Annotated in this window: 13 protein-coding genes; 7 read left to right on the forward strand and 6 right to left on the reverse strand. The window is 67.4% G+C overall.

Annotated elements, in window-relative coordinates:
- Positions 1–45 precede the first annotated feature (45 nt).
- The 3 genes from WFL22_RS07325 to WFL22_RS07335 form a co-directional block, all read right to left on the reverse strand.
- A complete protein-coding gene (locus WFL22_RS07325; RefSeq protein WP_336992091.1) occupies positions 46–558 on the reverse strand; it encodes a hypothetical protein in 513 nt (170 codons plus the stop codon).
- A 60-nt stretch (positions 559–618) separates the two neighbouring features.
- The gene (locus WFL22_RS07330; protein ID WP_336992093.1) at positions 619–960 is read right to left on the reverse strand and encodes a thiamine-binding protein; all 342 of its coding nucleotides are present in this window, start codon (positions 958–960) and stop codon (positions 619–621) included.
- A 92-nt stretch (positions 961–1,052) separates the two neighbouring features.
- On the reverse strand, positions 1,053–2,573 hold the full coding sequence (locus WFL22_RS07335; RefSeq protein WP_336652549.1) for a DHA2 family efflux MFS transporter permease subunit: 1,521 nt from the start codon (positions 2,571–2,573) through the stop codon (positions 1,053–1,055).
- Positions 2,574–2,752: 179 nt separating this feature from the next.
- Here WFL22_RS07335 and WFL22_RS07340 point away from each other — a divergent pair, with 179 nt between their 5' ends.
- Positions 2,753–3,604 (forward strand): aldo/keto reductase, encoded by an 852-nt coding sequence (locus WFL22_RS07340; RefSeq protein WP_336992094.1) that lies wholly within the window; start codon positions 2,753–2,755, stop codon positions 3,602–3,604.
- A 145-nt stretch (positions 3,605–3,749) separates the two neighbouring features.
- On the opposite strand, the gene WFL22_RS07345 is transcribed toward WFL22_RS07340, so the two are convergent.
- Both WFL22_RS07345 and WFL22_RS07350 read right to left on the reverse strand, forming a co-directional pair.
- Positions 3,750–4,877, reverse strand: coding sequence for an ABC transporter permease (locus tag WFL22_RS07345; RefSeq protein ID WP_336992095.1), 1,128 nt, complete (start codon positions 4,875–4,877; stop codon positions 3,750–3,752).
- The gene (locus WFL22_RS07350) at positions 4,874–5,779 is read right to left on the reverse strand and encodes an ABC transporter ATP-binding protein (RefSeq protein ID WP_336992096.1); all 906 of its coding nucleotides are present in this window, start codon (positions 5,777–5,779) and stop codon (positions 4,874–4,876) included. Before WFL22_RS07350 ends, WFL22_RS07345 begins: the two co-directional genes overlap by 4 nt.
- Positions 5,780–5,910: 131 nt before the next feature.
- Here WFL22_RS07350 and WFL22_RS07355 point away from each other — a divergent pair, with 131 nt between their 5' ends.
- Together WFL22_RS07355 and WFL22_RS07360 are read left to right on the forward strand one after the other, a co-directional pair.
- The gene (locus WFL22_RS07355; protein WP_336992097.1) at positions 5,911–7,329 is read left to right on the forward strand and encodes a sensor histidine kinase; all 1,419 of its coding nucleotides are present in this window, start codon (positions 5,911–5,913) and stop codon (positions 7,327–7,329) included.
- Positions 7,326–8,090 (forward strand): response regulator transcription factor, encoded by a 765-nt coding sequence (locus tag WFL22_RS07360; RefSeq protein ID WP_336652544.1) that lies wholly within the window; start codon positions 7,326–7,328, stop codon positions 8,088–8,090. Before WFL22_RS07355 ends, WFL22_RS07360 begins: the two co-directional genes overlap by 4 nt.
- Before the next feature lie 168 nt (positions 8,091–8,258).
- On the opposite strand, the gene WFL22_RS07365 is transcribed toward WFL22_RS07360, so the two are convergent.
- A complete protein-coding gene (locus WFL22_RS07365) occupies positions 8,259–8,894 on the reverse strand; it encodes a TetR/AcrR family transcriptional regulator (RefSeq protein ID WP_336652543.1) in 636 nt (211 codons plus the stop codon).
- A gap of 111 nt (positions 8,895–9,005) precedes the next feature.
- Here WFL22_RS07365 and WFL22_RS07370 point away from each other — a divergent pair, with 111 nt between their 5' ends.
- The 4 genes from WFL22_RS07370 to WFL22_RS07385 all read left to right on the forward strand — a co-directional run bounded on the left by WFL22_RS07370 (position 9,006) and on the right by WFL22_RS07385 (position 14,072).
- On the forward strand, positions 9,006–10,244 hold the full coding sequence (locus WFL22_RS07370; protein ID WP_336652542.1) for an MFS transporter: 1,239 nt from the start codon (positions 9,006–9,008) through the stop codon (positions 10,242–10,244).
- A gap of 65 nt (positions 10,245–10,309) precedes the next feature.
- The gene (locus WFL22_RS07375; RefSeq protein WP_336992098.1) at positions 10,310–11,950 is read left to right on the forward strand and encodes an amidohydrolase; all 1,641 of its coding nucleotides are present in this window, start codon (positions 10,310–10,312) and stop codon (positions 11,948–11,950) included.
- Positions 11,951–12,111: 161 nt separating this feature from the next.
- Positions 12,112–12,981 (forward strand): alpha/beta fold hydrolase, encoded by an 870-nt coding sequence (locus WFL22_RS07380; RefSeq protein ID WP_336992099.1) that lies wholly within the window; start codon positions 12,112–12,114, stop codon positions 12,979–12,981.
- A 41-nt stretch (positions 12,982–13,022) separates the two neighbouring features.
- Positions 13,023–14,072 (forward strand): lipoate--protein ligase family protein, encoded by a 1,050-nt coding sequence (locus tag WFL22_RS07385; protein ID WP_336992394.1) that lies wholly within the window; start codon positions 13,023–13,025, stop codon positions 14,070–14,072.
- The last annotated feature ends 52 nt before the right edge of the window (positions 14,073–14,124 follow it).

Raw genomic sequence — 14,124 nt, forward strand, 5'->3', positions numbered from 1 at the left:
AAACTCAGGCAGCCCCGACATACCGCCGATCGGGTTGCCTGGGATCTAGACGTTGCCGGTACTAATCAGAGCCGTGACACGATCGCGCAACTCGAACACGTTCATCTCGCGAATCATTCCTAGCCCGGCACGGATCCATTCGGTTGCGAGCAACAACGAGTCAGTCTCGTCATGATGCCGCTCAACCTGGCCAGTGAGATAGAACAGCGGCCGTCCATACACAGAGGCGTCGAGCAGCTCAGGCACTGTGTCGATCAACCAGACCGGACCATCAAACGTGTATGTGTTCTGGTTCGGCCACCGCCTCAACACCGCATAGACTTCGCGGCTATGTACACTCACTTTCCACTCAGAGAATGCCTGCAGACCGTACTCCGGCTGGCTCAAACGGAAATAGCCGACTTCCCAACCGCCTAGGTCGCCTTCTACACCAAATGACGAGTTGTGCCGGGACGCGTCCTCAGCGATGAACTCATGAGAAGACGCATACAGCCTTACCCCTGGCGGTGGCTGCTCCCAGCGCTCTGCGACAATCTGATCAGCGTCATTAGTACTCAATCTAGATTCCCTTTGTTCGAACTGGCCTACTCAGTTAGAAACTATCCCGGTTTCCCGACACTAGCGATAGGTAGATGTGATATCACCCGATGCGCCATCGGCGCTAACGATGGCGCGCTCGAGGCGGGTGAGCTTCGCGTCGAGTTCGCCTTCGTAGCCGGGGCGAATATCGGCCTTCACCACGAGCGACACCCGCGATCCGAAGGGCAGCACAGCCTCGGTGGCGCGCTTGACGACGTCGAAGACCTCGTCCCACTCCCCCTCGATCTCGGTGAACATGCTGCTGGTGCGGTGCGGCAGCCCCGAGGCGCGCACCACCTTCACGGCTTCGGCAACGGCGTCGGAGACGGAGTCGCCTCGCTGCGGGCCGCCGCTCGGGGCGACGGAGAATGCGACGATCATGCGCGGTATTCCTTTCGGGGTGATGTGGGGCCGGGTTGACCGGGGGCGGATCCAGAAGCGCCTCGATCGAGGTGCCGCTCAGGGCTGCTGTGTCACTTCGCGGCGGCTGCGGCCTCCTGGGCGGCCTCCCGGGCGCTCTTCGGGCGCCTCGCGAAGAGCAGCGCGACGAGCGCACCAAGGATCATCACGCCCATCGGCATGAGAATCGACTCCGCCATTGCCGCCGAGAAGTCGCCCTGCAGGGCGGCGGGCAGAGCTCCCGATCCGCCGGTCGCCCCGCCGAACCCACCAGCTGCGTCAGCCGCTGCGGGGCCGAAATGGGCCGCGATCCGCGATCCCATGAACGCCGCCATCGCAGCGGAGCCCAGCACCGCACCGACCTGCCGGCTCGTGTTGTACACGCCTGAGCCGGCCCCTGCGAGATCTTGCGCGAGGCTGAAGGTGGTGATCGACGCGAGCGGGCCCCACATGAAGGCGTTGCCGAGACCGAGCACCGCGCTCGGAATCAGCAGCAGCCACAGCGATATGTCTGGGCGAGCCATCAATGCGTAGCTGGCCAATCCGGCGGCGACGAGCAGCAGACCGAGCACGGGCAGACGGCGCGGATCGCGCCTGTCGATGAGCAGGCCGATGGGGCGGGCCAGCAGAATCGACAGCACCGCCATCGGCACCATCATGAGCGCCGACTGCGTGGGTGTGAGCCCGCGCACCAACTGCAGGTAGAACATGAGTGGCAGCGCCATACCGGTGACTGAGAACCCGACGGTCACGATCACCGCCGAGCCCACCGAGAAGTTGCGGTCGCGGAAAATCTGCAACGGGATCAGGGGTTCGCCCCGCTGTACCCGCTGCCAGAACACGAACAGCGCGAGCACCACGACGCCCGCGATGATGAGACTCCACACGGTGATCGGCCCCCAAATGGTGCCCCAGTCGAAGCTCTCACCCTCCTGAATACCGAACACCAGCAGGAACATTCCGACCGCGCTCAGCAGCACCCCGAGCCAGTCGAAGCGGTGCGCGTGAGTGGGCAGCACCGGGACGAAGCGCAGCGCGAGCACGAATGCGATCACACCGACGGGCACGTTGATGAAGAAGATCCACTGCCAACCCCAGGCATCGACGAGAAACCCGCCGAGGATGGGCCCCACCAGTGTCGCGACGCCCGCCGTGACACCCCAGACAGCCATCGCCGAGCCCCGCTCGCGCGGCGGGAAGATGCGCGTGATCACGGCCATGGTCTGCGGCGTCATGAGCGCCGCACCGAGGCCCTGGAAGACGCGGGCCGCGACGAGCGTTTCGATGCCGCCGGCCAGGCCGCACGCAAGCGATGACAGCGTGAAGACCGTCAACCCAACGAGGTAGATGCGGCGCGGGCCGAAGCGGTCGCCGAGACGGCCCGTAATGAGCAGCGGCACAGCATAAGCGAGCAGATAGGCGCTCGTGGCCCACAGCGTTGCCACCATCGTCGTGTCGAGGCCGCGCATGATCGACGGGTTGGCCACCGACACGATCGTGGTGTCGACGAGGATCATGAAGAAGCCGAGCACCAGAGACCACAGGGCCGGCCACGGCCTGATCTCGGAGCGGTTGGAGGAAGGGGCGCTGTTCACGCGGCAAGCCTACTCCCGGCCTCTGACATCGACAGGCGGGAGGGGCGGATCGCGGGCCTTGTCGGGCACTCTCCCGGGCGGATCGCTGCCGTCAGCCAAGGCTCGCACAGGCCTTAATCGTGGCGGCGGGGATCGATTCAGGGCTGGGCGGCGCGCGCGGTGTTCGGTAGCGTCGAAGCATGACCGCTGCAGCTGCGCCCCTCCCCGCCCCGCGAATCCCCATCGCCCCAGGCGTTGAGATGCCGCAGCTTGGCTACGGCCTCTACAAGGTGCCGGCAGACGACGCCGAACGGCTGGTGTCCCTCGCCCTGGCCGCCGGATACCGCCACCTCGACGGTGCCGCCTTCTACGGCAACGAGACCGGCGTGGGAAGAGGAATCCGCAGCGCACTCGACAGCGGCCTCTCGCGCGAAGACCTCTTCGTGACCGGCAAGGTGTGGAACACGGAGCAGGGGTACGACCGCACCCTACGCGCCTTCGACCGCACGCTTGCAGATCTGGGGCTCGATCAGCTCGACCTCTTCCTCATCCACTGGCCGTGCGCCGCACGGGGGCTGTTCGTCGAGACGTATCGTGCGCTGGAGCGGCTGCGCTCAGAGGGGCGGGTGCGGGCGATCGGCGTGAGCAACTTCCAGATCCCTCACCTGCAGCGACTGCTTGACGAAACCGAGACCGTGCCCGCTGTCAACCAGGTCGAACTGCACCCCTGGCTGCAACAGCGGGAGCTTCGCGAGTTCCACGCCGAGCACGGAATCACCACGGAGGCGTGGTCACAGCTCGCGCGCGGGCGACTGCTCGACGACCCGGTGCTCGCGGAGCTCGCGCGGGAGCGGGGTGTGTCGGTCGCGCAAATCGCGATCCGCTGGCATCTGCAGAGCGGCAACGTCGTGATTCCGAAGGCCAGCAGCGCCTCCCGCATCACCGGGAACGGCGATGTGTTCGGCTTCGAACTCGACGACCAGGCGATGGTCGCCATTGCCGGGCTGGATCGCGGCTTCCGCAGCGGCTCCCATCCCGACGAGGTGAACTGAGCCCGGAGGCCCAGCCCCTGACCAGCCCCAGCCCACGCCCCAACAATATGGGATCTGCCGAAGATATGGGATTCACAGTCGAATCGACCATATCTTCGGCAGATCCCATACGGATCGCCGCCAGGCCCGTCGTGTACGGCGGGGACTACCCCTTGATGGCCTCGCTGAGCTTGACCTTGGCACCCGTGCGCAGGATCGAGTTGCTGTAGATACGCGCGCCGATCCAGAGCACAATCGCGATCGAGACGAGCAGCACGCCCATCGACAGCAGCGGCTCCCACCACTCGGCAGTGCCGAGGTACAGCCGCATCGGCATGCCGATGGGGGCCGAGAACGGCACGTAGCTCATGATGGCGAGCGCCTGCGGATTGTCGTTGAAGAAGATGATGGCGAAGTAGGGCAGCATCACGAGCCACATCACCGGGCTCACCGCCGAGGCCACGTCTTCCTGCCGCGACACGAGCGTTGCCAGTGCGGCGTACATCGTGGCGAGCAGCACGAAACCGAAGGCGAACAGGATGCCGAACCAGATGAGCGAGGTGCCGAGTTCGCCGAGCAGCAGATCCTGCCCCGTCGCCAGCATGCCCACCGAGGCGACCGCCACGATCGCCACAACCTGAGCGAGCGCGAGGATGCTGTTGCCAAGAATCTTGCCCGCGAGCAGGGTTCGTGCCGAGACCGTGGCGAGCAGGATCTCGACGATGCGGGTCTGCTTCTCTTCGACAACACTCTGCGCGATCGTGGTGCCAAAGGTGATCGCGCTCATCATGAACACCACGCCGAAGGCGATCGCGATGACATAGGCGAGCGCCGGGTTGTCGGTTGTGGGCGCCAGCAGCTCGACGGAGGGTGTCGCCGAGAGCGCGCTCAGCACGTCGGTCGGGGGACTGTCTTTTGCGAGCACCGTGAGATTGACAGCGGTGTCACCGCCGGGCACGACCGCCGCGTCTACCTCACCATCGAGCACGAGCTGCTCGGCGGCAGCGCGATCTGACGCCTGCATCACCTCGAAGCCGTGCCCCGCGAACGGCTGCAGCGCCGTCGACGCCTCGCCAACCGCGGCGACCTTCGTCGGGCCGCCGAGCCCACCCGTGTTCGTCATGAAGCCACTGAACAGCACACCGGCGAGCACGAGTAGCAGCAACACACCGCTCGACACCAGGAAGGCCTTGCTGCGGAGCTTAGTGGTGATCTCGCGCTCGGCGACGAGCCAGGCGCCCTGCGCACCTCCGACCGGGCGGGATGCGGCACGGGTCTGAATCTGCGTGGTCATTGCACGACCTCCTTGAAGATCTGGGCGAGCGTCGGGGTGACAGGGCCGAAGCGGCGCACTGCAGACTCTGCCGAGTCGAGTGCGACGGCACGCACGAGCACGGCCTGCGCGGCAGCGTCGGTATCGGCTTGGAAGCGGGCGAAGCCGCCATCGAGGTGGGTGACCGAGATGCCGGGCTGCTCACGCACCCAGCCCGCATCGGCGGTGGCGCCGGTGAGCTCGATCTCGAACTCGCGCCCCGAGTGCTGGGCGCGCAGATCTTCGCGGGATCCAGAGGCAAGAATGCGCCCGTTGCCGATCACGACGACGTCATCGCAGAGGCGTTCGACGATATCGAGCTGGTGCGACGAGAACAGCACGGGCGCGCCCTGCGCTGCGTAGTCGCGCAGCACGCCGAGCACCACCTCAACGGCGATTGGATCGAGACCGGAGAAGGGCTCGTCGAGCACCAGCGCGATCGGCTCGTGCACGAGCGCCGCAGCGATCTGCGCGCGCTGCTGGTTGCCGAGCGAGAGGCTCTCGAGGGTGTCGCCCGCGCGCTCACCGAGGCCGAGCCGCTCGACTAGGCCGCTCGCCGATGCCTTCGCAGCGGCGGCGCTCATCCCGTGCAGCCGACCCAGGTAGACGAGCTGCTCGAGCACCTTCATCTTGGGGTACAGGCCCCGCTCCTCCGGCATGTAGCCGAAGCGTGCCCGATCCGCAGCGGTGAGCGGGCTACCCGCGAGGGTCACCGTGCCACTGTCGGCCGCGAGCACCCCGAGGATGATGCGCATAGTGGTGGTCTTGCCAGCGCCGTTGCCGCCGACGAAGCCTGTCATGCGGCCGCCCTCGACGCCGAAGCTCACCTCGCTGAGCACTCTGCGTTCTCCGAAACTGCGGGAGACGCCTGCGATTTCGATCATCTCGTCTCGTTCCTTTCCCTAGCTGTCTCCACGCTACGGGCAGCCTCTGACATCGCACCTCCCCCGCGGGGAGGAACCGCCTCCGCCAGAGGGAGGAAGCGAATGTCAGAGGCTCGCCCTAACCTGGAAACATGACAGCACACAGCGCAGCCGAGTGGGTGCGACCCCAGCCGAGCCGGGCGAGCTTGCGCGGTGATATCGGGCTCGCGCTCCTGCTCGCGGTCGCGGCGCTCACCACCTCGCTGCTCTATCAACGCACGGGCCTCATCGCCGAGCCCGCCGAGCCGTGGGTGTGGGCGCTGGGCCTGGGGCTCACCACCCTGCCGCTCGCGGTGCGGCGGCGCTACCCGGTGCCCGTCGCCGCAGCGGTGTCGATCGGCTTCTTCGTTTGCGGTCAGTTCGCCGTGCCCGAGATCCTCATCGTCAACATCTGCCTCTTCATCGCGCTGTACACGGTGGGGGCCTGGGAGCCTCGGCGTGTGCTCTCCGTCTGGACGCGGATCGTGATCGGCGGTGCGCTCATGGCATGGCTGGTGCTCTCGCTCATCATCTCGTCCTCAGACACCGACTCCTTCCCCGGTTTGTCACGATCCGGCCTGTTCTCGGCCTATGCGACCTTTGCGGTGATCCAGCTCATCACCAACTTCATGTACTTCGGCGGGGCCTTCTACTTCGGCGAGCGCTCGTGGCGAGCGGCCCGCACCCAGGCGCTCCTCGAAACGCAGGGGCGCGAACTCGCGCTCGAGCGGCAGACCAGCGCCGCCCAGGCAGTGGCCCTCGACAGGCTCGGCATCGCTCGCGAGCTGCACGATGTGGTCGCGCACCACGTCTCGGTCATGGGCATCCAGGCTGCCGCCGCACGGCGCAGCCTCCACCGAGAGCCCGCCCGCGCCGCTGCCGCACTCGAAGTGGTCGAGCAGAGCGCCCACACCGCCGTCGAAGAGCTGCGGCGGCTCGTGCACACGCTGCGCACCCCCGAGACTGAGGGGGCGTCGAGCACCGTCGGCATCGCGCAGCTCGCCACGCTCGTCGCGGAGTCGCAGAGTGCAGGCGTGCCCACCACGCTCATCGTGGCGGGCGAGCCGCGACCCCTGCCGATGCTCGTCGATGTGGCCCTCTACCGCGTGGTGCAGGAAGCCCTCACCAATGTGCGCAAGCACGCGGGCCGCGGTGCCTCGGCGGAGGTGCGGCTGCGCTTCGAGCAGCAGGCGGTCGAGGTCGAGGTGAGCGACGACGGGGTGCGTCAGCGAGTCGGTGCGTCAGCCGAGGGCTCGGGTCTTGGCCTACGAGGCATGCGAGAGCGGATCGGGGCCGTCGGCGGCACAGTGCAGGCGGGTCGGCGCGAACCGGGCACCGGATCGCCGGCCGGTGGCTTCCTGGTGCGGGCGACAGTGCCGAGCGTCGGTGAGAGCTTCATCGGGAGCGCCGAGCCCGCAACGCGGCCGGTGGCAGATCTCGGCGCAGGAGGAGCAGAGGCAGGAGCAAGAGCAGGCACAGGAGCCGGCACCGGCACCGTGCCGCTTGCAGAAGGATTGGGAGTGCGCCTGTGATCCGCGTACTACTCGTAGACGACCAGGCACTGGTGCGCTCGGGCTTCCGCATCATCCTTGAAAGCGAAGCCGACATCGAGGTTATCGGCGAGGCCGCGAACGGCGTCGAGGCCGTCGAGCTCGCGGCCGCCCTCTCCCCCGATGTGATCTGCATGGACGTCGAAATGCCCCAGATGAATGGCATCGAGGCCGCACGGCGCATCCTCGGCAGCCCCAGCGCAGACGGTCCGCCCGTGCTGATCCTCACCACCTTCGGGCACGACGCCTACCTCTTCGACGCGCTCGCGGCGGGCGTCAGCGGCTTTCTGCTCAAGACCTCGCGCGCGGAGCAGCTGATCGACGCCGTGCGCACGCTTGCGGCCGGCCAGGCACTGCTCGGCGCAGATGTGACACGAGCCGTGATCGAGCGCATCTCGGGTGGCGCACCCGCCCCGTCCGTGTCCGCACCGGGCGCCGCCGGGCCGCTCACCACCCGCGCGGGTGCCCCTGGCCCCGGGGCGACGCCCGACACCGCGGGCGAACCCGATGCAGCTGCCGCGCTCGACCGGGCCGGTCTCACCGAGCGCGAGCGCGAGGTGCTGGCGCTCATGGCCGAGGGTCGATCGAATGCCGAGATCGCGAGCGCGCTCTTCCTCGGCGAGGCGACCATCAAGACGCACGTCTCAAACGTGCTGCAGAAGCTGGGCGTGCGCGACCGCATCCAAGCGGTCGTGTGGGCGCACACCCAGGGCGTCGCAGTAGGAGGCAATCGCTCCGCCTAATCAACCTCCAAGAGCCAGCCCACGCGATTCGCCCATCTACGTCACCCACGGAGACGGTTTCGCGCGATCCACCCCCGGTGATCCGCAGCCAGCTGCCGCAAGGCGCCGCAGCGCCGCAAGGCACCGCAGCGCCGCAGCACCGCTCGCGATTGAACCCGGTGAGTCCGATCAGTGCCGCGTGGGTGACTCTCGATCGCGGGTCTCACGCACCCGCGCCTCAATGCCCGCAATGAGGAGGTCGAGACCGCGCTCGAACACCCGCCGGTTGCGCTCACTGCCCGAAGGGTGCTCCCGGATCAGCATTCCCAGGGTGCCACCCGCGCGCTCCGGATCGAGGATCTCGTCAGGTGAGAGCGCGTCGAGCGTCACTCCGAAGGTGAACGCGTCGATGACCTCGATGGTGGTGAGAATCTCCTGATCGGGCAGCCCTGCTTCGATAAGCGCCTCAGTGAGCACGCGGTAGACGCTGAGCACATCCGGCTCGTCGATGACCACGGTGAGCATGAGCTGCAGCACCCGCGGATGGTCGGCGTACATGCGCCAAGTGAGCTCGATCTCCTGGCGGATCTTGCGGCGCCAATCGCTCGCATCGGGGAGCGGCCTGATGTACTGCGCGACGAGCACCTGGCGCATGGCCTGAATCACACCCTCGCGCCCGGCGACGTGGTGGTAGAGGGAGGAGACGCTCACGCCGAGGCGGCGCGCGAGCGGCACAAGCTGCAGTTCCTGGCCGTCTTCGACCATCTCGATGGCGGCGCGGCCGATGATCTCACGGCTCAGTCGCGCGGTACGGGGTCTCGCCACGGAGCCTCCTTTCGCGTTCCTGCTTGACAGATCCTCCCACAGGAGCCACGATATTCACATTAACCGAAATGATTTCGGTTTTCCCGCCAGAGCCGCCGGAGAAGAGATCCCGTGAATACGCACACCGCCACCCCCATCGCCGACCCCCGCTTTCCGTTGACGCTGCGCAACGGCAGCGCGACCTTCCTCATCGCGCTCGCCAGCCTGATGATGGCGAACCTCGCACCCTTCATCATGACCGCACTCGGCGCGCTCGGATTCGACATCATCGAGAGCGGCAACGTGCTCACCTGGGCGCTGCTGGCCTCCGCGGTCGTCGGCCTCGCCACCGCCCGGCTCGCCTCGGGCCGCGCCCGCCGCCCCTTGGCCATGGCCGGTCTCGCCCTCGCAGTAGTCGCCTTCACCGCCGCAGCACTCGTGCCCGCGCCCGCAGTGACCGTGACGGGCCTCATCGTCGGCGGCGCCGGAGTCGGTGCCGCGATCTCCACCTCGGGCGCCGCGATCGCGGCACTCAGGAACCCCAACCGGGTGGCGGCCACCAGCGGCCTCGTCAACCGCGTGCTCATTACAATCGTGCTGGCCGTGATCCCGGTGCTCGGCATCACGCAGGGCAGCGTCTTCGGCGCCCTCGCCCTCATCTCCCTCGTCGGTCTCGCCCTCGCTGCCTGGCTGCCCGACTCCCCCGAACACGCCGAACCGGCCGACGTAACCACCAGTCTGCAGATCGCCGAACCGCGGCGCATCACCATCGCCGGCATCGCAATCCTGCTGGTGTTCCCGCTCTGGGGAACGAGCGAAGACGCGATTTGGACGATGGCGCCCGCGCTCGGTGCGGCGGTCGGCCTCGGCGAGCAGCCGCTCGGCTTCGCGCTGAGCCTTGCCGCGGCTGGTGGCATCATCGGCATGCTGATCGTCACCGTACTCGGCAACCGCATCGGCCGGGCCGTGCCGCTCGCCGTCGCACTCGCCGTCGGCGGCGCCCTCAAGATCTGGATCGGCTTCGCCGCCGACCCCGCTCTGCTCGCCGCGCTGATCATCGCCGTCAACACGGTCTACGCTTTTGCGTTCACGCTCTACATCGCAACTGCAGCAGGACTCGACGCCCGAGGCCGCTGGTCCGGGCCCCTGCTGGGCGCGTATCTCGTCGGTTCGAGTTTCGCGCCGCTCATCGGTGGGGCGTTCATCGAGTGGTTCGGGGTTCCCGTGTTCACCCTCGTCACCGGCCTCATCAGCTTTGCCGTGATCATCCCGACCGTCATCATCGCGCGGGTGTCGGTCGGCGCGGAGCGCGCACTCGCACGATCCGCCGCAGCCGAATCTCCCGCACCCACCGTGCCTGCCGAGGCCTGAGCCCACAGTACCCAGCGGCTACGATCGACAGCATCACCCCTCCCACCCCACGAAAGCGAGCTCCCTTGACTGCCACCACCACGATCTACCGCAATGCTTCGGTCTTCACCGGCGATGCGTCCGTTGCTCCCCGCGAGAGCTTCGCGGTGCGCGAGGGGCGGATCCTCGCGGCGGGCGACCTCGATGCGGTGCGTCTGGCCGCAGGCGACGCGGAGGAGATCGATCTGGGCGGTGCTCTGGTCACTCCCGGCGTCATCGAGGGTCACTCGCACATGCTGATGCTGGGCGAATCACTGACGAAGGTGCAGTTGCGCGACGCGAAAACCGTCGCCGAGGTGCAGGAGCGCCTCGCTGCCGCCCGTGCGGCCAACCCCGATGCGCCGCGCGTGCTGGGCACGAGCTGGCTGTTCGACATCTTCGAGGAGGGCGAGCGCCCCACGGCCGCAATGCTCGACGCCGCGGTGTCTGATGTGCCCGTGATTCTCGACGCGAACGATCTGCACTCGGTGTGGGCCAACACGGCGGCTCTTGAAGCGATGGGCATCACCCGTGACACCCCTGACCCTGTGGGTGGCGAGATTGTGCGTGATGAGAATGGGGACGCGACGGGCTTCCTGATCGAGACGGCTGCGGTGCAGTTCGCGTGGGGGTATCTCGACGAGGTCACCACCGATGCGGATCGCGATCGTTTCCTTGCGGCAGCGTTCGCCGCGTACCTCGAGACCGGCGTGACCGGCGCCACCGAGATGTCGTTCGGGCACGCCGATCTCGCGACCTACCGTCGCCTGCTCGATCGTGACGGTCGCCTGCCGTTCCCGGTGAACGCTCACTGGATGCTGACCGCGACGGGCAACCTCGACACAGATCTCGCCCAGATCGATGAGGTTGCACGGCTGCGTGATGAGGTCGCTGCGCAATATGGCGATGAGTGGTTGCGGATCGCGGGCGTGAAGTTCATCCTCGACGGCGTGATCGACGCCTGCACCGCCACGATGCGCGCACCCTACGCGAACGGCGATCTGCCCGGCCCCATCTGGGAGCGCGAGTTCGCGCTGCCCACCGCTGTCGCGGCTGATGCTGCGGGGCTGCAGCTCGCGCTGCACGCGATCGGCGACGAGGCGAGCACGATCGCGCTCGACATGGTGCAGGAGTGCGTGCGCGTGAATGGTCCGCGTGCGGATCGCCGCCCCCGTGTCGAGCACCTTGAGTCGGTGGCCGACGACACGATCGCCCGCATGGCCGCCCTGGGCGTGACCGCGTCGATGCAGCCGGTGCACTGCGATCCCGCCGTGCTCGACAACTGGCAGGCGGTGCTCGGTGATGAGCGCGCACACACGGGCTTCCCGTGGCACAAGTTCCGTGATGCGGGCGTGCTGCTCGCACTCGGCACCGACGCACCCACCGCGCCCCACGAGGCGCCGAACAACCTGTTCATCGCGCTCACCGCGAAGTCGGCGCTGGATCGCAGCCGCGACGCGTACCAGCCGCAGCGCGTGTTCACCCCGGCAGAGGCCCTTGAAGCACTCACGCTGGGCACGGCGACCGCGACGCGTCGTGAGGGCGAGGTCGGCCGTATCGCTGCCGGCTATCGGGCGACCGTGGTGGTGTGGTCTGCAAACGCGCTGACCGACGCACCTGAAACGCTGCTCGATACTGAGGCGGCCCTCACGCTCGTCGACGGCGAGGTCATGCACGGCACGGTGTAACCCCAGGCGGGCAGCCCCTTCCTTCGATATGGGATCTGCCGTTCCTATGCCCGATCCGCCCTGGATCGACATAGCGACGGCAGATCCCATATCTCTTGCTGCCGCCCCGCAGCACCCATTCCGCCCTGGCGCCGCCCAGGCCCGCCCGCCAGAATGAGTGCATGACGACTGAAGCACCGGGCTACACCGAGTTCAGCTATACCGACGCGCACGGCATCGAAATCGCGGCCTACGAGTGGACTGCTGATGAGCCCATCGGGGTCGTGCAGATCGCGCACGGCGTGGGCGAGCATGCCAAGCGCTATGACGCCTTTGCCCGCGCCCTCACCAAGGCGGGCTTCACCGTCTACGCCGACGATCATCGCGGGCACGGCGAGACCGGGCGCCGGCAGCACGGGGGCGAGCTGTCGAAGCTCGGGCGACTCGGCCCGGGCGGCCTGCGGGCGGCCGAGGCCGCGATCCTGCAGCTCACCGGCATTGCCCGTGAGCGGCACCCTGGGCTTCCGCTCGTGATGTTCGCTCACTCGTGGGGATCGCTCATGGCGCAGCGCATCGTGAACGAGCACCCACGGGCCTGGGACGCTCTGGTGCTCTCCGGCTCGGCGTTCCGCACCTTCAAACACATGGAGAGCGGCGACCTCAACGCGAAATGGAAGACCGAGGGCGCCAACGGCTTCGAGTGGTTGAGCCGCGACGCCGCAACTACGCAGGCCTTCATCGCCGACGAGCTCTGCTTCAGCGCCGACATTGCGCGGCTTTTCGGTGTGGCCGACTCGCTGCGACTGTTCGGCAAGCCGGGGCCGGGCATTCCGAGCGAGCTGCCGATCCTGATCGTGTCGGGCAGCGAAGATCCGCTCACCAGGGGTGACGGTCTGCGACAGCTCGCCGACGCCTACCGCAAGCGCGGAGTGCGCGACGTCACCGTGAAGATTTACCCCGACGCGAGGCACGAAACCCTTAACGAGACCAATCGCGACGAGGTGTTCGCGGATCTCATCACCTGGATGGTGGATCGCGTCGCTGCTGAGTAGTGCGGTGTTTGCGCCGGGAGGCGTACGCTGAGTGCATGAGCATGCACGGTGAGTACAAGGTTCCCGGCGGCAAGCTGGTGGTCGTCGACTTCGACGTGGTCGGAGGGCGCATCAGCGGCTTCACGCTCTCGGGAGATTTCTTCCTCGAACCCGACGACGCGCTCGGCTGTATCAACAGCGCCGTCGAGGGCATGAACCCATCGAGCACGATCGAGGAGTTCGCAGAGGCGATCCGCGGCGCACTCCCCTCCGAGGTGCACCTGCTCGGTTTCACGCCCGGCTCTGTGGGGGTGGCGATCCGCCGCGTGATCACCGGCGCCGCCCACTGGCGCGACTACGACTGGCAGATTCTGCACGAGCCACCCATCTCGCCCGTGCTCAATGCGGCCCTCGACGAGGTGCTCACAGCGGCCGTGGGCGAGGGGTTGCGCGGCCCCACGCTGCGCATCTGGGAGTGGAACGCACCCGCCGTGTTCATCGGCAGTTTCCAGTCGGTGAAGAACGAGGTCGATGAGGAGCAGGCCGCGGCTCACGGCGCGCAGATCGTACGCCGCATCTCCGGCGGCGGTGCGATGTACATGGCACCCGAGGCGTGCATCACTTACGCCCTGTACGTGCCCGGCGAGCTGGTGCGCGGCATGAGCTTCGCCGACTCATACGCCTACCTCGACGAGTGGGTGCTGGAGGCGCTGCAGGCGCTCGGCATCGACGCGCACTACAAGCCGCTCAACGACATCACGAGCCCGCAGGGAAAGATCGGCGGCGCGGCCCAGAAGCGGCTCGGATCTGGTGCGGTGCTGCACCACGTCACGATGGCCTACGACATGGATCCTGAGGTGATGACCCAGGTGCTGCGGATCGGGCGCGAGAAGCTCTCCGACAAGGGCACGACAAGCGCGCAAAAGCGGGTGGATCCGCTACGCAGCCAGACCGGCCTCAGCCGTGAGGAGATCATCGAGAAGATGGTCGAGGTGTTCAAGCAGCGCCACGGCGGCACCGCAAGCGAAGTCACTGAGGGCGAGTGGGATGCTGCGGAGCGGCTGGTCGAGCAGAAGTTTCTGACGGAGGCGTGGATCAGGCGCGTGCCCTGAGCTCGGTGGCATCGCCCGCACCGTATCCGGCCGACGTCGCCCGCACCGGGCG

The sequence above is a fragment of the Leucobacter sp. VD1 genome (assembly GCF_037150695.1).
Classification (GTDB): Bacteria; Actinomycetota; Actinomycetes; order Actinomycetales; family Microbacteriaceae; genus Leucobacter.

Excerpts from the sequence above, each read along its gene's own strand:
- WFL22_RS07380 (WP_336992099.1), top strand. The coding sequence starts at position 12,112 with ATGACGACTGAAGCACCGGGCTACACCGAGTTCAGCTATACCGACGCG.
- WFL22_RS07355 (WP_336992097.1), top strand. The coding sequence starts at position 5,911 with ATGACAGCACACAGCGCAGCCGAGTGGGTGCGACCCCAGCCGAGCCGG.
- WFL22_RS07330 (WP_336992093.1), bottom strand. The coding sequence starts at position 960 with ATGATCGTCGCATTCTCCGTCGCCCCGAGCGGCGGCCCGCAGCGAGGC.
- WFL22_RS07340 (WP_336992094.1), top strand. The coding sequence starts at position 2,753 with ATGACCGCTGCAGCTGCGCCCCTCCCCGCCCCGCGAATCCCCATCGCC.
- WFL22_RS07350 (WP_336992096.1), bottom strand. The coding sequence starts at position 5,779 with ATGATCGAAATCGCAGGCGTCTCCCGCAGTTTCGGAGAACGCAGAGTG.
- WFL22_RS07385 (WP_336992394.1), top strand. The coding sequence starts at position 13,023 with ATGCACGGTGAGTACAAGGTTCCCGGCGGCAAGCTGGTGGTCGTCGAC.
- WFL22_RS07345 (WP_336992095.1), bottom strand. The coding sequence starts at position 4,877 with ATGACCACGCAGATTCAGACCCGTGCCGCATCCCGCCCGGTCGGAGGT.